The organism is Gilliamella sp. LMG 34359 (assembly GCF_984569085.1).
Window position 1 is genome coordinate 2,052,117 of sequence record NZ_OZ474906.1, and the last position, 23,291, is coordinate 2,075,407.

Annotated in this window: 21 protein-coding genes; 16 read left to right on the forward strand and 5 right to left on the reverse strand. The window is 33.9% G+C overall.

The window, feature by feature from the left end; translation table 11 throughout:
• Nucleotides 1–2: 2 nt before the first annotated feature.
• Nucleotides 3–887 (reverse strand): sulfolactaldehyde 3-reductase, encoded by an 885-nt coding sequence (yihU, locus tag AC5LXV_RS09550; RefSeq protein ID WP_493466272.1) that lies wholly within the window; start codon nt 885–887, stop codon nt 3–5.
• A 150-nt stretch (nt 888–1,037) separates the two neighbouring features.
• Here yihU and AC5LXV_RS09555 point away from each other — a divergent pair, with 150 nt between their 5' ends.
• The 9 genes from AC5LXV_RS09555 (at nt 1,038) to AC5LXV_RS09595 (ending at nt 10,603) form a co-directional block, all read left to right on the forward strand.
• Nucleotides 1,038–1,937 (forward strand): sugar kinase, encoded by a 900-nt coding sequence (locus AC5LXV_RS09555; protein WP_493466273.1) that lies wholly within the window; start codon nt 1,038–1,040, stop codon nt 1,935–1,937.
• Nucleotides 1,938–1,961: 24 nt separating this feature from the next.
• Nucleotides 1,962–2,741, forward strand: a complete 780-nt coding sequence (locus AC5LXV_RS09560) for a DeoR/GlpR family DNA-binding transcription regulator (RefSeq protein WP_086358135.1) — start codon at nt 1,962–1,964, stop codon at nt 2,739–2,741.
• A 340-nt stretch (nt 2,742–3,081) separates the two neighbouring features.
• On the forward strand, nt 3,082–4,221 hold the full coding sequence (locus tag AC5LXV_RS09565) for a glycerol dehydrogenase (RefSeq protein WP_493466274.1): 1,140 nt from the start codon (nt 3,082–3,084) through the stop codon (nt 4,219–4,221).
• 14 nt (nt 4,222–4,235) lie between these two features.
• Nucleotides 4,236–5,225 carry a dihydroxyacetone kinase subunit DhaK gene (gene dhaK, locus AC5LXV_RS09570; RefSeq protein WP_110433599.1) on the forward strand — a complete coding sequence of 330 codons (990 nt, stop codon included), beginning with the start codon at nt 4,236–4,238 and terminating at the stop codon, nt 5,223–5,225.
• 12 nt (nt 5,226–5,237) lie between these two features.
• Nucleotides 5,238–5,816 carry a dihydroxyacetone kinase subunit DhaL gene (gene dhaL / locus AC5LXV_RS09575; protein WP_110433598.1) on the forward strand — a complete coding sequence of 193 codons (579 nt, stop codon included), beginning with the start codon at nt 5,238–5,240 and terminating at the stop codon, nt 5,814–5,816.
• 15 nt (nt 5,817–5,831) lie between these two features.
• Nucleotides 5,832–6,218 carry a dihydroxyacetone kinase phosphoryl donor subunit DhaM gene (gene dhaM, locus AC5LXV_RS09580; RefSeq protein WP_493466275.1) on the forward strand — a complete coding sequence of 129 codons (387 nt, stop codon included), beginning with the start codon at nt 5,832–5,834 and terminating at the stop codon, nt 6,216–6,218.
• A gap of 46 nt (nt 6,219–6,264) precedes the next feature.
• Nucleotides 6,265–7,512 carry an AGE family epimerase/isomerase gene (locus AC5LXV_RS09585; RefSeq protein WP_110433740.1) on the forward strand — a complete coding sequence of 416 codons (1,248 nt, stop codon included), beginning with the start codon at nt 6,265–6,267 and terminating at the stop codon, nt 7,510–7,512.
• Nucleotides 7,513–7,664: 152 nt separating this feature from the next.
• Complete coding sequence (locus AC5LXV_RS09590; RefSeq protein ID WP_493466276.1) at nt 7,665–9,122, forward strand: MFS transporter; 1,458 nt, start codon at nt 7,665–7,667, stop codon at nt 9,120–9,122.
• Between the two features lie 83 nt (nt 9,123–9,205).
• Nucleotides 9,206–10,603, forward strand: coding sequence for a glycoside-pentoside-hexuronide (GPH):cation symporter (locus AC5LXV_RS09595; protein WP_110433595.1), 1,398 nt, complete (start codon nt 9,206–9,208; stop codon nt 10,601–10,603).
• Nucleotides 10,604–10,777: 174 nt separating this feature from the next.
• Here AC5LXV_RS09595 and AC5LXV_RS09600 read toward each other — a convergent pair whose 3' ends face one another.
• Entirely contained in the window at nt 10,778–11,671 is an 894-nt protein-coding gene (locus AC5LXV_RS09600; protein ID WP_493466277.1) for a LysR family transcriptional regulator, read from the reverse strand.
• A 221-nt stretch (nt 11,672–11,892) separates the two neighbouring features.
• On the opposite strand from AC5LXV_RS09600, the gene AC5LXV_RS09605 reads away from it, so the two are divergent.
• The 5 genes from AC5LXV_RS09605 to AC5LXV_RS09625 all read left to right on the forward strand — a co-directional run bounded on the left by AC5LXV_RS09605 (nt 11,893) and on the right by AC5LXV_RS09625 (nt 17,717).
• The gene (locus AC5LXV_RS09605; protein WP_493466278.1) at nt 11,893–13,032 is read left to right on the forward strand and encodes an MFS transporter; all 1,140 of its coding nucleotides are present in this window, start codon (nt 11,893–11,895) and stop codon (nt 13,030–13,032) included.
• Nucleotides 13,033–13,123: 91 nt separating this feature from the next.
• Entirely contained in the window at nt 13,124–13,915 is a 792-nt protein-coding gene (locus tag AC5LXV_RS09610) for a Vgb family protein (protein ID WP_493466279.1), read from the forward strand.
• A 213-nt stretch (nt 13,916–14,128) separates the two neighbouring features.
• Nucleotides 14,129–14,764 carry a hypothetical protein gene (locus tag AC5LXV_RS09615; protein ID WP_493466280.1) on the forward strand — a complete coding sequence of 212 codons (636 nt, stop codon included), beginning with the start codon at nt 14,129–14,131 and terminating at the stop codon, nt 14,762–14,764.
• A 500-nt stretch (nt 14,765–15,264) separates the two neighbouring features.
• Nucleotides 15,265–16,242, forward strand: a complete 978-nt coding sequence (locus AC5LXV_RS09620) for a hypothetical protein (RefSeq protein WP_493466281.1) — start codon at nt 15,265–15,267, stop codon at nt 16,240–16,242.
• 464 nt (nt 16,243–16,706) lie between these two features.
• Nucleotides 16,707–17,717: a hypothetical protein gene (locus AC5LXV_RS09625; protein WP_493466282.1), complete on the forward strand. Its 1,011-nt coding sequence runs from the start codon at nt 16,707–16,709 to the stop codon at nt 17,715–17,717.
• A gap of 618 nt (nt 17,718–18,335) precedes the next feature.
• Here the strand turns inward: AC5LXV_RS09625 and AC5LXV_RS09630 are convergent.
• Complete coding sequence (locus AC5LXV_RS09630; RefSeq protein WP_493466283.1) at nt 18,336–18,917, reverse strand: IMPACT family protein; 582 nt, start codon at nt 18,915–18,917, stop codon at nt 18,336–18,338.
• Nucleotides 18,918–18,971: 54 nt separating this feature from the next.
• Here AC5LXV_RS09630 and nfi point away from each other — a divergent pair, with 54 nt between their 5' ends.
• On the forward strand, nt 18,972–19,643 hold the full coding sequence (gene nfi / locus AC5LXV_RS09635) for a deoxyribonuclease V (protein WP_493466284.1): 672 nt from the start codon (nt 18,972–18,974) through the stop codon (nt 19,641–19,643).
• Nucleotides 19,633–20,379: a tRNA1(Val) (adenine(37)-N6)-methyltransferase gene (locus AC5LXV_RS09640; RefSeq protein ID WP_493466285.1), complete on the forward strand. Its 747-nt coding sequence runs from the start codon at nt 19,633–19,635 to the stop codon at nt 20,377–20,379. The genes nfi and AC5LXV_RS09640 overlap by 11 nt, the downstream gene beginning before the upstream one ends.
• 493 nt (nt 20,380–20,872) lie before the next feature.
• On the opposite strand, the gene AC5LXV_RS09645 is transcribed toward AC5LXV_RS09640, so the two are convergent.
• Nucleotides 20,873–22,282: a basic amino acid/polyamine antiporter gene (locus AC5LXV_RS09645; protein ID WP_493466286.1), complete on the reverse strand. Its 1,410-nt coding sequence runs from the start codon at nt 22,280–22,282 to the stop codon at nt 20,873–20,875.
• 42 nt (nt 22,283–22,324) lie between these two features.
• Nucleotides 22,325–23,095, reverse strand: coding sequence for a dimethylargininase (gene ddaH / locus AC5LXV_RS09650; RefSeq protein ID WP_493466287.1), 771 nt, complete (start codon nt 23,093–23,095; stop codon nt 22,325–22,327).
• Nucleotides 23,096–23,291 lie beyond the last annotated feature (196 nt).

Below are 23,291 nucleotides of genomic sequence, written 5' to 3' on the forward strand. Positions count from 1 at the left end.
TATTATTTTTTCAAACCTGAACAAAAACGACAATGTTCAAGAATTGCTGTCCAGTCTTGTTTGCCTCGTCCCATCGCTCTTGCTTGACTATAAACTTCACGTGATGCAGCTCCCATAGGTAATGGCACATGGAGTTGGTTAGCTACATCAAGCGCTATCCCCAAATCTTTATGAGCAAGATCAATCATGAATGCTGGTGTTAAATCACCTTTTAAAACTTTGTTTGGCCAAGTTGTAGTGAAATGTCCTTTACTGGCCGGCGTGCCATTCATCACTTGCATCGCAACATCAAATGGTAACTCTAATGCATCACAAAGTGTGGCAGCTTCAGCGGATAATGCGTTTAATGCAATACTCATGAAATTATTGATAAGTTTTACTCTTATTCCTCTGCCTGGACCTCCGGTATTGATAATTTCAGATCCCATACAAAGTAATATTTCCGAAGCTCTATCGATTTGACTTTGGCTACCACCAGCTAAAATCAGTAATGTTCCATCAATAGCATTGGTGGATGTTCGCCCGACAGGAACATCCATAAATTCTATATTTATTGCGGCAAGTCGATTGCGAATTGAATCACTCTCTAATGGATGGATTGTTGACATATCTATAAGTAGAGCATTACTACTTATAGTTTCTTTTATTCCGTTTTCAGCAAAAATAACTTGTTCGACTAATTTACCATTAGGCAGCATGGTGATAATAAATTCATTATTTTTCGCTGCATTGGCTGGTGAGTCTGCCGCAATAGCTCCTACTGAAGTTAATTCGTTAACTGCTTGTTTATTAATATCATATACTACAACTTGATGCCCTTTTTTAATTAGGTTTTTAGCCATAGGACAGCCCATTTGACCAAGACCAATGAAACCAATATTTGCCATTTTAAACCTCTTTTATGTTCGTTTTAATTCCTTTATTATCATATTTGTAATTTTTATTTAGTAAAGTGATTTTGATCACTTTTTTAAAAAATTATTTAAATTAAAATTAAACGAATATTTAAGAATATAAACGAACAAAAGGAGTGTTTTATGATTAAAATTGCATGCGTGGGTATAGCAGTACAAGATCGAATTTATTATGTTAATGATATCCCAAAAGTTAATGGTAAATTTGTAGCAAATGATTATAAAGAAATAGGTGGAGGCCCCGCTGCAACAGCAGCTGTTGCCATTGCTAAGCTGGGTGCTAAAGTTGATTTTATAGGTCGAGTTGGCGATGATGGCGCAGGTCAAGTCATACTGTCAGAGCTGGCAAATTATGGTGTCAATACCTCTTTGATAAAAGTATATGCTAATGCAAGGTCATCGCAATCAGCTATTTTGGTTGATAAACACGGCGAGCGTCTAATTATTAATTATCCAAGTCCTGATTTATTAAGCGATACAAAGTGGTTAGATGATATTGATTTTTCATGTTACGATGTCATTTTAGCTGATGTTCGTTGGCCAGAAGGTACCGAATATTGTTTTAAAAAAGCAAAACAGTTAAATATTCCTACCGTGTTAGATGCTGACGTTACCCCACAAGATATTAAACCGTTAGTTAGTTTATCTAGTCATGCTGCTTTTTCAGAACCCGGATTATTAAAAATGACGGCTCAGGACGAAGTAGCAGTAGCCTTAAAACAAGCACAAAAATCTACAGAAGGGCAAGTATATGTCACTTTGGGGGATAAAGGTTGTTTATGGTTAGAAGAAGCAAATCAGTATTGGCATAAAGGATTTAAAGTTGACGTGGTAGATACTACTGGCGCGGGAGATGTTTTCCATGGTGCATTTGCTTTTGCGCTAGCTAATGGATATTCCATTAATAAAGTAGTAGAATTTGCATGTGCTGTTGCAGCATTAAAATGTACTAAAGCTGGTGGCCGCGCTGGAATACCATCAATAAAACAAGTAAATGAATTTTTAACTGAACGTCAAAAATAAATATAAGATGAGGAGTAATTTGTGGTGGAATATGTAGAGTTAACTGGAAATCCTAGGCATGATAAATTGATATCTCTCGTTATGTCAAATGGATATATCAGTAATGAAGAACTAGCCAAAATTCTAAATGTTACACCACAAACCATCCGACGAGATATTCGTCAATTAAATGATGCTGGTTTAATTTCTCGACATCATGGTGGAGCAGGAAGAATTTCAAGTATTATGAATACAGAATTTTCTAAACGCGAAACAGCCTATATCGAAGAGAAAACCACTATTGCCAATGAAGTTGCCAATTTTATCCCTGATGGTGCTACGTTATTTATTACAATAGGTACTACCGTTGAGTTTGTTGCGAAGGCTTTAAAAAATAAAAATAACTTGCGGATAATCACCAATAGCATAAGAGTTGCTAATATTCTATATCAAAATAAAGGATTCGAAGTAATAACGCTAGGTGGTATTTTACGTTCGCATAATGGTGGCATTGTGGGGCCAAGTGCACTTTCATTAGTGAGTGGATTTCGTGCTGATTATCTTATCACCAGTTTAGGAGCCATTGACCCCGATGGTGTTTTATTAGATTTTGATATAAATGAAGTTGCCGTCGTTAAAGCGATGATTGAACATTCTCGAAATTTTATTTTAATTGGTGATCATACAAAATTTCATGCATCAGCGGCAATTGAAATCGGTAACTTGAAGCAAGTTTCAACCTTTATCACTGACAGCAAACCACCCGCCAATATCATTAATATCCTAAAAGAAAATAAAGTTGAATTAAGAATCGCTAAAAAATAGCGATTTTTATTTTTAATCAATAACAATATCGTTTTTTCGGTATAATTTCATTCGTTCTTACTATGAGTTAATAGAGAGATTAGTAAACTCATCCTTTAATATGACTAAATTTTAAGTTATTTTTTCTTTATTGTTTATTATTGTTCAATTTTCTTTTTTTTATACCATTTTTTCCCTTTCAAAAACAATTTCAACCACTAAAACTATTCTTTTTTGATTAAAAGTTTGCGCTAAATCACAAAATTGGCACAATTATGTTGTGTTTATTTTCGTTTTTGTCATTAATGTAGTTGTTTTATGATCTTATTTGTTTGATATGGTTCGTTGTGTGAGGAAAATTATGAGAAAAGCATTTATATCGCCGTCTAAATATGTTCAAGGAGAAAATGAATTATTAAATTTAGGGTATTTTGTCGCAAGTTTTGGAAAAAAAGCTTTATTAATTGGTAATCAATCAGATATTGAACGAGTTCGTAAGCAACTTGATTATACGGCAGAAAAATATAATTGCGTGTTTATTACCGCTGACTTTAATGGTGAATGTTCACGTATCGAAGTAGAGCGTCTGAAAAAATTAGCAATAACTGAACAGTGTGATTGCACGATAGGTTTAGGTGGCGGGAAAGCTATTGATACAGCTAAATGTGTGGCAGAAGGTGATGCGGTTATTATTGTGCCAACGATAGCAGCCACTGATGCTCCAACAAGCCATTCGGCAGTTTTATATACCCCAGATGGTGCGTTTGATGATTATGCCTATTTCAAACAAAGTCCAAGTGTGGTACTTATTGACACTAACATCATCGCTCAAGCACCTGTTCGGTTTTTAGTCGCTGGAATGGGGGATGCTCTTTCAACCTATTTTGAAGCGAGAGCAAATCAAAAATCTTATGCCAATATTAATGCCGGATTACCATGTGGAGTAAGGGAACAATTGTGCGAAGGAGCAAAGCCAACGTTAGCAGCTTATGCACTTGCAACATTATGTTATCAGACTTTATTAAAAGACGGTAAAAAAGCTAAGGCTTCTTGTATCGATAAAGTAGTCACACCAGCATTGGAAAATGTTATAGAGGCGAATATTTTGCTTTCAGGACTTGGTTTCGAAAGCGGTGGTTTAGCTGGCGCGCATGCTATTCATGACGGCTTAACCATTCTTGAAGAGACACATCATTATTATCATGGCGAAAAGGTTGCCTTCGGTACTTTAGTACAACTTATATTAGAAAATTCACCAGAAAAAGAACTTAAAGAAGTTTTAGATTTTTGTTTATCAGTGAATCTGCCAATTTGTCTTGAAGATATTGGTGTAAAAACCATTTCAGACCAACAACTCACAGCAGTGGCTGAAAAAACGATTATTCCTGAAGAATCTATTCACTCCATGCCATTCCCTGTAACAGTTGAGGGAGTAAAAGCGGCAATTTTGCTAGCCGATAGTATTGGCAAAACTTACAAAACTACCGGCAAATTTGCCTAATAGGAGCTAACACAATGAAAAAATTGATTAATAACCCATCTGATATTGTTAATCAAATGATTGACGGTTTAATCGCTAGTAGTCCTACGTTATTGGCAAGAGTTGCTGATTCACAAATAGTCATTAGAAAAAATTTAGCCATCAATAAAGTAGCAATTATCAGTGGAGGTGGCAGTGGTCATGAACCAGCTCATGCGGGTTTTGTCGGTCAAGGTATGTTAACTGCGGCTGTCTGTGGTCAAGTATTTACCTCACCAACACCAGATCAAATTTTTAACGCTATTAAAGCCGCGGATTCTGGTCAAGGCGTATTTCTAGTAATTAAGAATTACTCCGGTGACATTATGAATTTTGAAATGGCTAAAGATATGGCTGAAATGGAGGGTATCAAAGTTGATAGCTGTATCGTTGATGATGATATTGCTGTTGAAAATAGTACTTATACTCAAGGTAAACGTGGTGTTGCTGGAACGATTTTAGTTCATAAGATTTTGGGGGCCGCTAGTGAACAAGGTGCTAGTTTAGCTGAAATCAAACAACTTTCAGCAAAAATTATTCCAAATATTAAAACAATTGGCGTGGCATTTTCTGGCGCTACCGTTCCGGAAGTAGGTAAACCAGGGTTTGTTCTTGCTGAAGATGAAATTGAATATGGTGTTGGCATTCATGGTGAACCGGGATATAGGCGAGAAAAATTACAATCATCCAAATTTTTAGCACAAGAGCTAATTAGTAAATTGAAAGCCGCATTTCCATTTCAAAAAAATGAACAATATGCCGTTTTGATTAATGGGCTAGGCGCTACGCCATTAATGGAACAATACGTATTTGCTAATGACGTGTTGCGTCAATTAGAGACAGAAAACCTCAATGTAGTCTTTACCAAAGTTGGTAACTATATGACAGCAATTGATATGGCTGGGGTGTCATTAACACTGATGAAGATAGTAGATAACGATTGGCTCGAAAAGCTTAACTATTCTGTAACGACATTAGCTTGGTAAAAAGGAAAAATCATGCTTGATACAAAAAACGTTTTAAATTGGCTAAATGATTTTGCTGATGTAATTCAAAAAAATAAGGCTTATCTAAGTGAACTTGATACACCAATTGGTGATGGTGATCATGGAAACAATATGAATCGAGGTGTTATTGCCATGCAAACGGAATTTGCTAAAACGCCACCTAATACAATTTCTGATGTTTTTAGGATTACTGCGATGGCACTTATGGGGAATATTGGCGGAGCTTCAGGCCCACTATATGGTTCGGCTTTTATGGAAATGGCAAAAGCCGCTAAAGAAACCAATGAGTTACCTACCATTATTCAAGCAGGACTTAATGGCATCATTAAACGAGGAAAGGCTACTTGTGGTGAAAAAACTATGGTTGATGTGTGGGCGCCGGTTAGTAAAAGTTTGTTAGCAAATCAGTTAACACAACAAGTAATTGATAGCGCTGTTGAGTCAACAAAACCAATGATGGCAACCAAGGGGCGAGCTTCTTATTTGGCACAACGTTCAATTGATCATCTAGACCCAGGTTCGGTTTCAAGCGGTTTTTTGTTCACAGCGATGCTAAGAAATATTTTATAAAAAAGGAAATTAATAGTGATAAGTTTCATTCTCGTATCTCACAGTAAGAAGATAACCGACGGTTTGAAAGAGATGATTGATGAAATGGCATTGAATCAAGAAAACGTAACTACTTTTTCTCTCGGTGGAACATCTGGTGGCAATTTAGGCACAGATCCAATTGCAATATATGAAATTATTCAAAAACGCCAATCGGATGAAGCCATTCTTGTTTTCACTGATATAGGCAGTGCCGTAATGAGTTCAGAAACAGCAGTCGATATGCTTGATGAAGATATTAAACAAAAAGTTTATATCGTTAATTGCCCATTGATTGAAGGTGCATTTATGGCTGCTGTTCAAATTGAAAGTATTGATAGTCTTGAATCAATTTTTGAAGAATTAAAATCAATGAGTAAATAGTTATAACGTGATTGGATAAAAATTTAATTAGAGGTAAATCAGAATGATGAGTTGGATTAATACAAAAGCACACAATCGTTGGTTGGAAAATGAAACTGACCGTATTTTTGAATTTGGTCGAAAAGCCGTTGTACCAACCGGTTTCGGCTGGATCGGCAATAATGGTAATGTTCGACAAGAGATGGGAACTCAACTTTGGATCACCGCACGCATGATTCATGTGTATTCAGTAGCCGCCTTGATGGGACGACCAGGCGCTTATGAATTAGTTGAACATGGTATTAATGCATTAAATGGGCCATTAAAAGATAAGGTAAATGGTGGGTGGTATGCCAATATTGATATCAATAGTGGCAAAGTTATTGATCCTTCGAAACAAGGTTATCAACATTTCTTTGTTTTATTAGGTGCAGCAAGTGCAGTAACAACCGGTCATCCTAAAGCTAAAGCATTATTAATTGAAGCAATAGAAATCATTGAAAAATATTTCTGGAGTGAAAAGGAACAGATGTGTTTAGAGTCTTGGGATGAAACATTTACAAAGACAGAAGATTATCGTGGTGGTAATGCAAACATGCACGCCGTAGAAGCTTTCCTTATTGTTTATGATGTAACTAAAGATAAAAAGTGGCTGGATCGGGCAATTCGCATTGCTTCAGTCATTATTCATGATGTAGCGAGAAATAACCATTATCGAGTTAATGAACATTTTGATTCTAATTGGAAACCTATTCTTGACTATAACAAGGAAAATCCTGCAAGTCATTTTCGTGCATACGGCGGAACACCGGGACATTGGGTAGAGTGGGGACGTTTGATGTTACATCTTCGGGCCACCTTATTAGCCAATAAAATGCCAACACCTGACTGGCTCTTGGATGATGCCAAAAATCTATTTGCTGCAGGTGTTAGAGATGCATGGTCAGTTGATGGTGCTCCAGGTTTTGTTTATAGCGTTGATTGGGATGGTAAACCAGTTGTAAGAGAGAGGATTCGCTGGGTTATTGTTGAGGCAATGGGAACCGCTTATGCACTTTTTGATGTTACTAAGGATCCACAATATGAAGAATATTACCAACGCTTCTGGGATTACTGCAGAACTTATTTAATGGACTATGAAACAGGTTCTTGGTGGCAAGAGCTCGACACCAATAATCATGTATCTAATAAAGTATGGGATGGTAAACAAGATATTTATCATCTACTGCATTGTTTAGTGATACCTAGATTACCTTTAACTCCGGGACTAGCTCCTGCATTAGCGGCAGGGTTATTGGATAAAAACGTTCAGTAAATTTTATAACATGAGGGATAAAACTAATTATCCCTCAAATGATGAATTATTACTGACGTAAAGTTCAATTAATTAATACAAACAACTTAAAAACTGTATAGATGCAATTTATACAGCAGGTATCTCTTTGCCTAAAATTTATAGAGGTAATCATGGCGGATTTTAAACAATCTGATGAATCTAAAAGCTTTTTTAATGTCAACAGTACACAAGATGTCATTGATATAATTAATGAACATGCTCCCAATAATAAGCGACATTTTTTTATCTTTTTTCTTGCGCTTAGTGGGGTTTTTCTTGACGCATATCAAGTTGTGATCATGGCTTTTGCTAATAAATATATAGCAGAAGAATTTACCGTTTCACCAACCTTTAGTGCCACCGTTAATTCCGTTTTTTTCATCGGTCTGATGATAGGGGGGCTAGTTGCTCAGTCGACAGTTGATAAAATTGGCCAAAAACGGGCTTTCTTATTATCGGTAGGCTTGTGGATTATTGGTGCCTTAATTTTACCTGTTGTCACTAATATTTGGGTTTTACTTTTTGTTTTTTTAATGATGGGTACAGGGTTAGGTATTGATTTTCCATTATCAACCAGTGCCGTTGCTGAATTAGCAGGGACAAAATCCAAAAAATCAGGTGGTTCAGTAAACCTTTGGCAAGTAGTTTGGTTTTTAACGACTACATTTGTCTATCTAGTCCTCTTTATTTTATTCAAATTTGGAATTAGTGAAATAAAACTGTGGCGAGTTGCATTTTTTATCGGTGCAATCTTTGCCATAAGTATCATCATTTTACGCTATCGTCTGATTGGTGAATCAGCAATTTGGCTTGCTAGAGTTAAACGTACCAAAGAGTTATATCAAGTTATAAAAAAGCGCTATCAAATTGAGATTAATATTACATCTGAATTTGCGACTATAGCAAATCTCAACAATGACTTAAAACAAGAAAAAATCAGTAAACTAGCCCAATATAAAATTTTATTTTCAAAAAAATATTTAAAAAGAACAATTCTTTCTTGTGTTATTGCCACAATGCAATCATGGCAATACAACGCGGTTGGTGCATATCTGCCGGTTATCTTAATTAGTATGCTGGCTGGCGACTTATCGGCTACTTTATTAGGTACAGCATCGGTCAACATGTTAGCCGGGTTAACTGGCGCGATTATTGGCTCCTTACTCATTGCTCACTTAGGAACAAGACAACAGAGCATGTTAGGTTTTATTTTCGTCATGTTCTCTCTATTAGCCTTAGGTTTTATTGGTCAATCAAGCACTTTTCTCACCTTATTGTTTCTTATGACATTGATTTTTTCTCATGCGGCAGGTCCAGCAGGTTTAGGCATCACCATTGCCACATTATCTTATCCACCTAGTATTCGTGCAGCTGGAGTCGGTTTTACCAATGCAGTTTTAAGAATGGGGGGGATAGCAGGTGTAATTTTTTGGCCATTGATTTGGTACAAATTTGGCATAACCGCATTTTATCTTTTAGCAATCGTTCCGCTAATAGGTTTTTGCACATGTTACTTAATTAAATGGGAACCGCTAAACAATCCAGTTGATAAAGAAGACGAAGAGGTAATTGCAAGACTAAGAAGTTAATTTTTAAAGAAAACTTGGAGGAACATCAAAATTCCTCCCATTAGGATTAAATGTTTTAAATTAGTCAAATTATGGAGGCTTTTATGCCAAAAGATATAGCCGTTTCACAAGGACATGATTCATCTTTAACACCGGTGAAAACAAATGTCAGACAACGTATTTTTTATGGATTAGGAGATACTGGGTATAATTTTCTGTTTGATATGGGGCAACTCTATCTTCTAAAATATTTTACCGATCATTTAGGACTACCAAGTGTTTGGGCCGGTTCAGTATTTCTAGTGGCAAAAGTATGGGATGCTTTTGCTGATATTTCTGTTGGTACTTGGATCGATAACCGCATGAATATTGGTCCGAAAGGTAAATTTAGACCATTCATTTTTTATTCTGCCATTCCATTAGCATTACTATTAGTTGCTACCTTTTCAATACCAAATTTCTCATTAACTTGGAAAATTATTCTCGCTTATCTAAGTTACATGATTTTTGGTACTGTCTATTCGATTGGTAATATAGCTTATGGTTCGATTGTACCGGCAATGACTAAAAATTCTCAAGAAAGAACCATATTGGCTTCTTTCCGACAAGCTGGTGGAACACTAGGGTTACTTATTGCTACCGTGGCATTTATGCCTATTGTATGGTTATTTGATAATGAATCGACAGGGTATCTTGCCGCAGTAACAATATTTGGTATTGCTGGTGCCAGTTTGGTTATGCTTTCAGCCAAAAATGTTGAAGAGCATTACGTCATCAAACCGAAAGAAAAATTATCTAAAGCAGTTCTTAAAAAATCTTATGGTGCATTGCTAAAAAATAGACCATTATTGATTCTTTGTGTAGTTAATGTTTTTACCTTCTCGGCCTACAATGTAAAATTGGCAATTCAGATCTTTTTTGCCCAATACACTTTACATGATACGTCTATCATTCCTTATATGGGATTCTTCTCAATTGGTTCAGTATTTATTGGTACAATTATTGTCCCGAATCTAGTCAAATATATTGATAAAGTTTGGTTATATATTATTGGATGCGTAATTTGGGCTGCGGCTGATTTAACAGCTTTCTTTGTGGTCGATTCTCCTTTTGCCTTTGTTGCTTTTGCCTCTTTAGCTTTCTTAGGCAGTTCATTCATAAATACTCTTAACTGGGCCTTAATATCCGATGCTGTTGAATATGGTGAATGGAAAACAGGCATTCGCGCAGAAGGGTTAGTTTATTCATCTTATACATTTTTCCGTAAATTGTCCCAAGCAATAGCTGGTTTTGTTCCTGGAATTGTATTAGCGTTTGTTGGATATGTACCGAATGCTGAACAAAGTGAAAATGCACTATTTGGTATTCGTAGTCTTATCTATATTTATCCGGGAGCATTGGCTATTCTAACAATAGTCTTTATGTATTTCTTCTATCCTCTTTGGAATGATAAATATAAACAGATTATTGGTGAATTGTCTAAAAGGAATGCCGAAAAGTAATATTTTTTATGATGAATGATATTTAAGTAAAAGCAGGATGATCTTTTATACCACGCCTGCTTTTAATTTGAATATTCCCCGAAAATGGAAGAAAGCGATTTTGCCGATTTGATTTTAATTTTTTATACTTTTATTTTTTATGTTTCTGTTTTTCATACTTCTGTTTTTTATATTTTAGTTTTGTTGGAAATAATTAATTATTGCCTTGTTAATCGCCGTCATTTTTAAGTTTTTACGCCATATAAGATAGATATTTATTTTTAATTTTTTATCTTGATAACTAATCAATTTTTTATAGGTCACGCCATCGACTTTTGCTTGTGCCATAGATTGTGGTAAAAGCATCATTGCATTCCCTAATGCAACTTCGAGTAGCATCGATAAATTATCCGCGAGTTCAGTACGACGTTGTAATGGATGGTTTAAGCTATTAAAAACCTGTTCACATTGGTCGTAAAAAAGTGGATTTGAGTGTTGTTTAAACCAAAATAGTGGTAAATCAAGTACATCATTTAGGTTTACTTTGTCTTGTTTGCTGCATGGATGATTAACGGGTAAAACCAAGGTTAATGGTTCTTGATAGATTAGCAGTGAGTTTTCAGTAAAATCTCTGGCGTCAGAAACAATTGCAAAATCGATATTGCCTTTTTGTAATTCAAGCTGCAACTCTTTAGAGGTATAGTTGTGCTTATATATTTCAGTTTCATCAGCAAACTCCGTTAAAAACGTCTTGAAATAAGGAATATAGTCAAAGCTTAAAGTTTTAGTTGTGCCTATAAGCACTTTTTCTTCATTGTTGGTTGATTTAACTATAGAACAAAGATCATTTAATAGTTGTTTTGCTTTTAGTTTTAATATTTCACCTTCGTTGGTTAATACAATGTTATGCGTATTTCTTAAAAATAGCGGGCTTTGCAGGGTTTCTTCCAAATTTTTAATTTGCGTTGAAAGAGGAGGTTGGCTAATACCAAGTTTTTTAGCTGCACCAGTAAAACTGAGCTCGTCACAAACTGCAACAAAATATTGTAATTGCTTAATTGTTGGTAATCTTTTGCTATAGATATCCATAATTTTACTGTCCCTAATCAGCTTTTTGCGGAGGTTTAGATGCTATGTAATTTATAAACCGCAATGATTATTCGGATATTATGAATGAGATTGTTATCATTTGCATTGGTTTATCATGTTTTTTCTGCAATACGATTTTCGTATAACAAAATATGTATTTCTAAATAAGCGTTTTATTAGTTAATCTCCTAGCCAATTAATCAATCAATACTCTTGAAGCAATGTCAAAAGAAGAATTTATACAGACCAAATCGACTCTCATCTTATCAGCGCTATTAATCGTGTTACTAGTCGGCTCGGTTTATATCAGCCAACTTATCTTTCAAGAAATATCACAAAGTTATCAAATTGATATTTTAGCAGCCAGAAATGTGTTTAGTTTATCTTGCTTTTTTTACGCTATTTCGTTTTTTATTTATGGTCCGCTATCAGATAAAGTCTCAACAAAATTATTAGTTCTAATTGGTAGTATTGGGGCGGTTTGTTGTCTATTTTTGTCGGTGATTATTGATAATTTTAATTTATATTTAGTCATTATGTCATTAATCGGCTTTTTTGCCGCAGCTGTTCCCGCGGCGTTGTTTACTTATACCGCTAAAAATACTCCGAATCAAAAATTACCCCAAGCAATGGGAATTATGATTTCAGCTTCGATTGTTGGCATTATTTTTAGCCGCAGTGTGGTCGCGATGTTGACCGATTTTTGGTCTTGGCAAGTTGCATTTACCATTTATGCCGGCTTGATAATTGTAACCTGTCTCTTTGTTCCTTTCGGTATAAAGCAATCAGTAAATCCAAATTCAACTACCAGTGTACTTGGCACTTATTTGGCAGCGATTAAATTATTATTCGATAAAATAGTCGTTATTTTTTTAGTAGTTGGATTTTTATTATTTTTTGTTTATTTGGGGTTATCTTCTTTACTCACTTTCTATTTAAAGGGCGCGCCTTTTTACCTTTCTTCAACCGTTTTAGGATGGCTTAACTTTGCCGGTCTTAGTGCGGTAATTGGCAGCATAATTAGCGGTAAGTTATCGCAAATTGTCAATGAAAAATACCTTTTGCTTATTTGCTTGCTTGCGGTATGTATCTCTGTTGTCACGATCGGATTTAGCTCATCTTTGTCTGTTATTGCAATAGGAATTTTTTGCCTATTTCTATTTGTCTTTGCTATTCAACCATTAGTTATTGCCATGCTTAATAAAATTGTGCCAATTAATTCTCGAGGTGCGATTTCATCTTTATATTTACTCGCTTGTCTGGCGGGCGGCAGTATTGGCACATATTTACTCGGTATCGTCTATCAAAATAATGATTGGAGTGGGGCAATAAGTGTTTGTGTTTTTTTTTGCAGTAGTTAATCTAATCCTAACTTTATTTGGTATTCAACTTGTTAAACACAAAGAAAAATATTGAGTAAAGTTAATTATTTATAAGTAAGGAGAATTAAAAATGAAAAAAAGTCTATTTCGTCTATCGATATTTATATTTTGCTGTTTTTATGGAGCATTTTGTATGGCAGATTTAACCAAGATTTCCTCGAGTTTTAGTGCACCAACCGGTATAGCCTTTGATAGTAAGGGAGTAATGTATGTAACCAATTGGTCGGGTAATTCAATCACCAAAGTCAAACCTAATGGTGACAAAGAGACTTTTTATTCAGGAATATCTTCACCAGCTGGCATCGTTATTGATGCAGAAGATAATGTATATGTTTCATCATATGGTGATGATTATATTTTAAAAATCGATAGTAATGGAAAATCAGAAAAAATATCTGACGGTTATCATACACCTACTGGTATAGCTTTTTCTAATCAAGGTCAATTACTCATTACCAATCGCTCAACTGGTGAAATAGTTTCTCTTGATCTTAAAACCAAACAAAAAAGTATTATTGCTCGTGGATTAACCACTCCAGTTGGTGTTACTCAATTAGCTGATAATAGTGTAGTGGTTTCGCAATACAGTGGCCGTTTAACTATGGTTAGCCCAAATGGTGATAAAACAGAATTAGGTGCAGAATTCACTCGCCCAGGTGTTGGTATTGCTTTAGTTGCTCCAGATGTTGTAGCGGTTATTGACAATGGTGCCGGAATGGTGAGAAGCGTTGATGTTAAAACTAAAAAGGTAACAAATTTAGTTAATAATTTATCTGGTGCGGTCGCATTAACTTATCACAATAACCATTATTATATTGGAACATGGGGTGACGGAAGTGTCTATGAGTTTAAGCAAAATTAAACTCTGATAGCTTCATTAATTCGCTTTATTGATTATTGAGTTGATTAATATAAAAAATATAAAGGAATAGGAATTTTTAAGATTTAAATTTTAACTCACTTATTAAAGTCATTTACATTATCTAACATATAGCATAATGAATAATTTAAAATAATTCATTATGTTGTATAATGCAACTGCTAAACAGAATTAAAATACTATTTAGGAATGTAAATGAAACAAAGAATTAAAGAGCCTTATTATGCTTTTAATCCTAATGAGGCTCATTTTTTATTTGAACGTACTATTACATTTGGATCTCAAGCTGCGCTTTTTGCAAAAATTCCTCGTATTATTCATCGTCTCTATTTTCCGAGAAAATTATTCATGCTATTTATTGGCTTGATTTTTGTCTTTGTGGTGATGATTTTTGTGTATGCTATCCCGATAGCTGCAACCAATTTTGCCAAAGGATTTCTTGGAATTATTCCTCTGATTGAAGCTGGGATTATAATTTATTTTATACAGTTTTATCTCTATATCTATCTTGAGATCCGCTTAATTAAGAAAATCTATAAAAAAGTGCAGTGGCCGGTAGAGTGTTATTGTGCCTTTTTTGAGGAAGGTATTTATATAAAATCGCCCGATATGGATGGTATTTTTTATTGGGATGATTTTATGTGTATGGGCTGTAGTTCTCAAGCATTGGGTTTTAACTTTTGCCCTGCTCGTACGCCAAAAGGGAAGTTTTTTAAACAATATTATCCTCGTTTGGATAATTTTTATATTTTTATTAATGGTGACGAGGAAATTTTATCGTTAATGCATGCTGTCGATCAACAATATAAAGATCTTATAGCATTTAGGTAATCAATTACAATCCATTATAATTAAACCAATTCACATAGTGATTAAATGGTAATCTAAACTATTCAAGCGAAATAGATTACCATCGCTATAATCTTGAGTTTTGAAATTTTTATAAAATCATTAAATAAATTACTAATTGTTCTTCTTCTAAATAACCAATATGTTTTGTGATAACTTGGAGATGTTAACTGAAGAAAAACTTTTCCAAGCCAAGCATGATATAGGGGTAAGTTCCGTGAATTAGTCCTCTCTTCTGATCTTTTCACCACTCTATTTCTTGTATAGCGTTAACAAAAAACAAACTATTTGCAACCGAATATTATTACAATATTTTGGTATTATAATTTACAATATAAGTATCATGAAGAAAAAATGAACAACAATGATTATTCTTGTTATTTGTTAATTATTAAAAAAATTCATATCATTAGGATTTCGGCATATTTTATCAATAAAATATATCTTTTTAAATTGGGATGAAATATATGGAATTTTTCAAAATGGCAATAATAAAATTTATTAAAAGTAAATTATTTGTTGGATTATGTTTATTGATTGTACTCACGCCAATTGCGTTTTCTAAGTCCGTAAGCTATTCATTACCATATGGATGGTCAAAAATAAAAGATATGTCTAATATTAAAGCAATAAATAAATATTGTGAATATGATTTTTTTGCTGATCATACAAAACGAGAAAAAAGATATTTTGAAAAAAACTGTCCTTTTGAATCTTTATCTGATATTGCAGAACCTAAAGAAATACAAGAAGACTATTCACAAGTTGAAAGAAGATACCTTTATCAATCAGATAATTTTTCTCTTTTTTTAAAGGAAAAACCTATAACAGACCCAGATATTGATCCATATTTTAATAGTCCTACAACTATTTTATTTCTTGAAAAAGAAGGGCAAATTGTTGATGAGTTAACAATTCGTTGGCACCATACTCATGATTTTGGCTTTACCGATGAACTGAGTTACTTTATTGATAAACAATTTAACATTTGGTTAATAAATCATGGCGTTACCGAGGAAGGTTATTGGTTGAGTTTATGGGCACATTATAAAATAGCCCCCCAAAAATTGAAATTTGAGGCAATAACAGTTAAAACAAGTGGGGAACAAATAAACTTTCCTGATAATTTGGTTGTATTTGCCAATGCTGATTACGATAAAAATTCTATTCAACAGTGTTTAAAAGAAGAATTTAATAATGAGTGTCATGACGGAAATATTTATACCTATTATTTAAATGAAATAAAAAAGAACACCGCGTTGCTGGTCAAAAAATCCCAAGCTCCTAAAAACGCTTTCTCATTATTTAAGAAAAAGTTAGATAGGTCATGTTTAACAATGCCTAGATTTGATTATATTAAAGGCGATTCTTTCCCATACTTTAATGATCTTTATTCGTGTGAGATAGAAGGACTTAAACAAGAATTAATTCGAATTGAAAAAGAATTGGCTAAAAAATAAAAGAAAAAATATATTCATAATAATAAGTGTGAAGCATTTTTTCCTTAAAATCAGTTCTTATAATTTGTTCAGGAAATCTATTTAACTTGTGAAAACATCAGCATTTTTATGCTGCTATTGTAGATATATACAAATGTGGGATCTATTATAAAATTTAAAAATTCGCCAAAAATCTGAGAACTAATCAATAAAAAATTTTCACTAACAGGTAAATCTTTTTTGTGAAAAATTGCTGACGCTTATCGATAGCTCATTTTGTAGTATTTATAAATGTTAAATTAATTAAGAAACTAGTCATTTACATTATCTAGCCCAATAAGTATCATGAAGAAAAAATGAACCACAATGATTATTCTTGTTATTTGTTAATTATCAAAAAAAATTCAAATCATTAGGATTTCGGCAAATTTTATTAATAAAATATATCTTTTTATAGTGGGATGAAATAAAAGGAATTTTTCAAAATGGCAATAATAAAATTTATTAAAAGTAAATTATTTGTTGGATTATGTTTATTGATTGTACTCACACCAACTGCATTTTCTAAACCCTCAAACTCATTATTACCATTTGGCTGGTCAGAAATAAAAGATATGTCCAATATTAAAGCTATAAATAAAAAATGTTATTTTGATTATTCGCTTGCTTATACAGATTTAGATATTGAAAATTCTATAAAAAACTGCCCTCTAACATCTTCTGATTCTACTTCTGACTCAGATACACCTGAAAATATAGAAAAAGAAGAATCTGTGTCAGAGAAAAAAATATATCTTTATCAATCAGAGCAATTTTCCCTATTTTTAGAAGAATTTTCCCTTAACTTAAGAGGAGAACCTATTTCAGATCCTACTAGTTATGATGCTTATGATAAAATTTCCAGATATATTTTATTTCTGGAGAAAGACAATCAAATCGTTGATCATTTAACTGTTAGTTGGTTCGAAATAGGAGATAGTGGTTTTACAGATGAACTGAGTTTTTATATTGATAAAAAATTTAATATTTTTATTATAAATCACGGCGTTACTGACCTAGGTGATTGGTTGGGGTTATGGGCGCATTATAAAATAGACCTCAAAAATTTGAAATTTGAGGCAATAAAGGTTAAAACTGAAAGTGAACAAATGAATTTTCCTGATAATTTGATTGTATTTGCCAATTCAAATTACGATAAAAACTCAGTTCAACGGTGTATACAAGAATTTAATACTGAGTGTAATAACCAAAATACCTATAAATATTATTTTAATGAAGTAAAAAAGAACACAACATTGCTGGTCCAAAAATCCCAAGCTCCTAAAAACGCTTTTTCATTATTTAAGAAAAAGTTAGATAGGTCATGTTTAACAATGCCTAGATTTGATTATATTAAAGGCGGTCCCTTCCCATACTTTCATGATCTTTATTCGTGTGAGATAGAAGGGCTTAAACAAGAACTAATTCGAATTGAAAAAGAATTGGCTAAAAAATAATAGAAAAAATATATTCATAATAAGTGTGAAGCATTTTTTCCTTAAAATCAGTTCTTATAATTTGATCAGGAAATATATTTAAATAGTGAAAACATCAGCTTTTTTAGCAGGATATTTATGCTGCTTTTATAGATATATAAAGATGTGAGATCTATTATAAATTTGAAAATTCGCCGAAAATCTGAGAACTAATCAATAAAAATTTTTCACTAACAGGTAAATCTGTTTTGTGAAAAATTGCGGACACTTATCGATAACTCATTTTATAGTATTTATAAATATTAAAACTATTTAATAAATTAGTTTTAATATTTTGTATTTTTGTTTTGCCTCAATGGTGATTTCGCATAATTATAAAACTCGTCATAATAGATTAGACAATTCTAATTTGCTTCAATGGCGATTAATTTTGCTTGATTATTCATCTGATTCTTTAACTGATATTAAATATAGAAAAACCGTTTATAAAAGTTTGAATAAAACGGATATTAAAAATAGATATTAAAAATGAAGGTAAAAGTAAAAACAGTAGTACTTGATTGTAACAAACTGTTTTATCAATAAAATAGTTACTTTACATTTTACCGATTTTTGGTTTCTTTTATTATTTTGACGTTTTTAAATTTCAATCACCACTCTTCCGCGGGTGATATCGCTAATACTCTTTTTAAGGGTTGGTAAATTGTCTTGTGTGATAGCAATGCTCGCTTTGACACCTTCAGCATCAAAATCTTGCTGTTCAATAATCGCATTGAGATCTTTCAAACGGTTTTCAATAATTGGCCATTCATTATAATAACAGTGAAATTGTAATGATATTCTGGCAATAAGTTCGATCAATTCTGCTTGTTGTAAGCAGTGGCTAGCTGAACCCCCATAAGCGCGGATTAATCCGCCGGTACCTAATTTGATACCACCAAAGTAGCGGGTAACCACCACCACCACCTGATCACAATCTTGACCTTCAATGGCAGATAGAATAGGGCGGCCAGCGGTGCTGGTTGGTTCACCATCATCGTTGAAACGATATTGTTGGCCGATTTTCCATGCCCAACAGTTATGAGTGGCATTAGGGTAACTGATATTATCGATAAATTCAGCAGCTTGTTGAGCATTAATAATGGGTGCCGCGTTGACTATAAAGCGGCTTTTTTTTATCTCTTCGGTTAATTGGCTAGGATTTGCTAATGTATAAGGCATACTTATTCTGGTAAAATCGTTTTATTGCAACTCATAATACTGAGCAAAATTGAAATGTCTATTAATTTAGCACAATTAAAACTTTCACAACAACAATTAGCCGAGCAGGTAAGCTTGGTGGATAATTTTAATCCAACAATAAAACTAATTGGTGGTACAGATGTTGGTTTTGAACAAGATGGTACGGTAACGCGTGCAGCGATAGTGACGTTGACTTATCCTGATTTTGCCGTGGTTGAGTATCATATCGCTCGATTAGAAACTAGTTTTCCTTATATTCCGGGTTATTTGTCTTTTCGTGAATATCCTGCCTTGCTCAATGCATGGCAACAGTTAAAGCAAAAGCCCGATTTATTATTGGTTGATGGGCAGGGAGTTGCACATCCAAGACGATTAGGTATCGCTAGTCATCTAGGGCTATTGTTAGATATGCCAACGATTGGCGTTGCAAAAAGCAAGTTATGTGGGCAGTATGAAGTGCAACCTAAACTTGCTGGAAAGGTAACGCCTTTACTCGATAAACAAGAGCAGATAGGTTGGGTATTGCAAAGTAAAAATAACTGTAATCCGTTATTTATTTCCGCAGGACAAAAAATTAGCCAAACTAGCGCATTATATTGGGTAAAACAATGTTTACGAGGTTATCGATTACCAGAACCAACTCGCTGGGCGGATGCAATTGCCTCAAATAAACCATTATTTAGAAAGTTTAATCATGGCAAATAATCAATTACCGTTAAAACAAGGTGGATTTACCTTTAAACGTTTTTTTGTTGCCCATGATAAAAGTCCAATGAAGGTGACAACGGATAGTTGTTTGCTAGGGGCATGGACACCCATTAATCTTGATGTACAAAATGTTTTGGATATTGGTACCGGTTGTGGTGTTATTGCCTTGATGCTAGCACAACGTTTAGAGAACCGTTTATGTCAAATCGATGCAATCGATATTGATCCCAAAGCGGTAGCTCAATGTCAGCAAAATAGTTTAAATGCCAATTTTCTAACGATTCGGGCATTAAATATCGATGTTAATCAATTTAGAATAGATGACCACAGCTGTTATGATTTGATTGTTTCTAATCCGCCTTATTTTCAATCAGCCGTTGAATGCCGAAACACCGAACGTCAGTTGGCACGTTATACCGAGAGTTTGAATTATCAACAGCTTATAGATGTGGTGAGGCGTTTATTAAAACCAAGTGGACTATTTTGTTTAGTATTACCTTATCATTTTGCTGATCAATTTAAACAATTATGTGAGTTAAATCAGTTATATTTACATTCAGAAATGGTAGTAAAATATACCGCGGATAAAGATTTCTCATTATCGTTGATGGCATTTTCATTCAATCAAAATGATAATTTTCAATGTCAATCATTATGTATGCGGGATGACGATGGGCGTTATTCTCAACAATTCAGGCAGTGGTTAGCTGATTTTTATTTGTTTCGTAAATAACGTCTTATCATTTTGCTAATCAATTCAAACAATTATGTGAGTTAAATCAGTTATATTTACATTCAGAAATGGTAGTAAAATATACCGCGGATAAAGATTTCTGATTATCGTTGATGGCATTTTCATTCAATCAAAATGATAATTTTCAAAGTTAATCAATTATGTATGTAGGATGACGATAGGCGTTATTCTCAACAATTCAGGCAGTGGTTAGCTGATTTTTTATTTGTTTCGTAAATAACGTCTTATCATTCTGCTGACCAATTTAAACAATTATGTGAGTTAAATCAGCTATATTTACATCCTGAAATGCTAGTAAAACATATTGCGGATAAAGATTTCTGATTATCGTTTATGGCATTTTCATTCAATCAAAATGATAATTTTCAAAGTTAATCAATTATGTATGTAGGATGACGATAGGCGTTATTCTCAACAATTCAGGCAGTGGTTAGCTGATTTCTATTTGTTTCGTAAATAACACCTTTATGCATTATTGCGGAATGATGTAGAAGTAAATTATCGCTATAATAGCAAGTATAACGATAGTAACGGCATAAATTTTGTCATGCAGATAGCTAAAAGAGGAAAGGTGTCGCTGCTTTCTGGCATAAAGGTAGAACAGCAAGCCAACACTATATAAGATCATTGAAAGTAACAAATAAGATACACCACCAGCATAGATCAACCAAAACCCATAAATTGAACCCAATCCACCAATAAACAGTAGATATTTTTTTTGTTGTCTGATGGCTAGTTTAAATACAAACAGTGCCGATAGTAGGTAAGGGATAAGCACCATTGAGGTTGATAATTGAATCAGGGTGTTATAACCCGATTGATAAAAATGCGCCAGAATTATCAGTACACTAATTAAACCGGTAGTTAACCATAATGCATTGGCTGGTGTGCTGTTTTTATTCAGTTTGCCAAAACAACTAGGCACGGTGTGTTGATTACCTTGGCCGGCAAGAAATAGCATTTCAGCCGCTAACATTAACCAAGATAATAAGCCACCACAGACCGAAACAATCAAACCGATATTAATACATTTCGCTCCCCAACTCCCGACTACATGCTCGATCACTAATGCCATTGAAGGGTTTTTCATTTCGGCAAGTTCCTGTTGAGGGACAATACCTAAAGATAGTACCGAAACACAGACTAATAATAGACTGGTAATGGCAAAACCAAAAAAGGTCGCTCGACTTATAGTGATTATGTTTTTAGCACGAGCGGCATAGACGGTTGCACTTTCAATCCCTAAATAGACCCATACGGTGTAAAGCATGGTATTTTTTATTTGGTCAAGGATTGACCCTAATTGTGGTGTCCCCCAAAAGTCCATCTTAAATGTATCCATTTTAAACGCTAACACCACACAAATAATAAATAAACAGATAGGGACAATTTTAGCTAATGTCACTAAACAATTAAGTAAAAAAGCTTGATAGATACCTTTTATAACAAAAAAGTGGATAATCCATAAAAAGATAAGTCCGGCAATGACGGCTGGAATAGTTGTACCATTGCCAAAGAAATCGAAACAGTCAAATGATCCTAAGGCACTAAATAGAATGACTAAATAGCTTGTACATGACATCCAAGCGGAGATCCAATATCCCCAAGCCGCATTAAAACCGATATAATCACCAAATCCTTCACGCACATAACCATATAACCCTTCATTGATTTTGTAAAATCGGATTGAAAGATATTGAAAGATTCGGGTAAGCAAGAACATGCCGAATAAGGTTATCACCCAAGCAATTAAAATTGCCCCAGCACCTGATCCTTCGGCCATATTTTGTGGCAGACTAAAAATGCCACTACCAACAATACTTCCTACCACCAGTAAAGTGAGGGGAAGTATACCAAGCTTTTTTCTTACTGGTGTATTCATATCGTTTTCTTTCTTTTAATGGATTAAATTTTGTTTGTTTGGTTAAAATCGCAATGACATACAGCTTACACCGCCATCAATTTTACGATATTCCGAAGTATCAACCTCGATCACTTGATAGCCTAGAGCGGCAATTTTTGCTTTAGTTATTGGATAACTAGCCGGCATGATGACGCGTTCATTAACCCAGATACAGTTAGCCGCATAGCTTTCTTGTTCAGGTATTTCAATAATATTGAGATGTTGAAACTCAGGTTTAGTAATAAATTCCCCTGCGGCTAATAGATTATTGTGTTCCAAATAGGCGAGACCAGTTTTTAGGTGTAATACTTTCTCTAAAGTTACTACAGAACCTGATAATCCATATTTTTCTAAGATAGCTATCATTTGTTTAGCACCTTCTTGGTTGGTTCGTGCTGATAAACCAATGTAAAAGTGCTTGTCGACCATCATAATGTCACCAGCTTCGACGGTGCCGGGAGCTTGTATATATTCAACTTTATTCGGATAAAAGCGATTAATTGCCTCAGTAATGAGTGTTGTTTCGGCTCGGCGAGTTTCAGCGCCAGGCCTAGTAATAATGGCACAATGCGGTGTGCAAAGCGCAACATCTTCGACAAAAACAGAGTCAGGAAATTCTTCACTGGCAGGCAGAATGGTGATATCTACATCACACTGCTGTAAAGCACGGATATAGTTGTTGTGTTGATCTAATGCTTTTTGATAATCCGGTTTACCTAAGTTAGCCGAAGTTAGACCATTAATTAACGATTTTGCTGGTGTTCTTGCAATAATATGGCTAAATTTTTTCATTATTAAATCCTTTAAAATAATTATGCGTTATTTTTGAATAATAATTCACTTTAAAAACAAAATCAAGCTTAAAATAGATGATTTATGCATATAAATGCAATATCATTTGTCATTGATAATAGTTTGTTAAGGATCTGATTTGCGAAGATATTCAGATATTAAGATTGTTTGTTTTTGTAAATTATTTAATAAAATG

Bases quoted from the DNA above. Each gene is read 5' to 3' on its own strand.
- yihU (WP_493466272.1), bottom strand. From the start codon at position 887: ATGGCAAATATTGGTTTCATTGGTCTTGGTCAAATGGGCTGTCCTATG.
- AC5LXV_RS09555 (WP_493466273.1), top strand. From the start codon at position 1,038: ATGATTAAAATTGCATGCGTGGGTATAGCAGTACAAGATCGAATTTAT.
- AC5LXV_RS09565 (WP_493466274.1), top strand. From the start codon at position 3,082: ATGAGAAAAGCATTTATATCGCCGTCTAAATATGTTCAAGGAGAAAAT.
- dhaK (WP_110433599.1), top strand. From the start codon at position 4,236: ATGAAAAAATTGATTAATAACCCATCTGATATTGTTAATCAAATGATT.
- dhaL (WP_110433598.1), top strand. From the start codon at position 5,238: ATGCTTGATACAAAAAACGTTTTAAATTGGCTAAATGATTTTGCTGAT.
- AC5LXV_RS09585 (WP_110433740.1), top strand. From the start codon at position 6,265: ATGAGTTGGATTAATACAAAAGCACACAATCGTTGGTTGGAAAATGAA.
- AC5LXV_RS09590 (WP_493466276.1), top strand. From the start codon at position 7,665: ATGGCGGATTTTAAACAATCTGATGAATCTAAAAGCTTTTTTAATGTC.
- AC5LXV_RS09595 (WP_110433595.1), top strand. From the start codon at position 9,206: ATGCCAAAAGATATAGCCGTTTCACAAGGACATGATTCATCTTTAACA.
- AC5LXV_RS09600 (WP_493466277.1), bottom strand. From the start codon at position 11,671: ATGGATATCTATAGCAAAAGATTACCAACAATTAAGCAATTACAATAT.
- AC5LXV_RS09605 (WP_493466278.1), top strand. From the start codon at position 11,893: ATGTCAAAAGAAGAATTTATACAGACCAAATCGACTCTCATCTTATCA.
- AC5LXV_RS09610 (WP_493466279.1), top strand. From the start codon at position 13,124: ATGAAAAAAAGTCTATTTCGTCTATCGATATTTATATTTTGCTGTTTT.
- AC5LXV_RS09615 (WP_493466280.1), top strand. From the start codon at position 14,129: ATGAAACAAAGAATTAAAGAGCCTTATTATGCTTTTAATCCTAATGAG.
- AC5LXV_RS09620 (WP_493466281.1), top strand. From the start codon at position 15,265: ATGGCAATAATAAAATTTATTAAAAGTAAATTATTTGTTGGATTATGT.
- AC5LXV_RS09625 (WP_493466282.1), top strand. From the start codon at position 16,707: ATGGCAATAATAAAATTTATTAAAAGTAAATTATTTGTTGGATTATGT.
- AC5LXV_RS09630 (WP_493466283.1), bottom strand. From the start codon at position 18,917: ATGCCTTATACATTAGCAAATCCTAGCCAATTAACCGAAGAGATAAAA.
- nfi (WP_493466284.1), top strand. From the start codon at position 18,972: ATGTCTATTAATTTAGCACAATTAAAACTTTCACAACAACAATTAGCC.
- AC5LXV_RS09640 (WP_493466285.1), top strand. From the start codon at position 19,633: ATGGCAAATAATCAATTACCGTTAAAACAAGGTGGATTTACCTTTAAA.
- AC5LXV_RS09645 (WP_493466286.1), bottom strand. From the start codon at position 22,282: ATGAATACACCAGTAAGAAAAAAGCTTGGTATACTTCCCCTCACTTTA.
- ddaH (WP_493466287.1), bottom strand. From the start codon at position 23,095: ATGAAAAAATTTAGCCATATTATTGCAAGAACACCAGCAAAATCGTTA.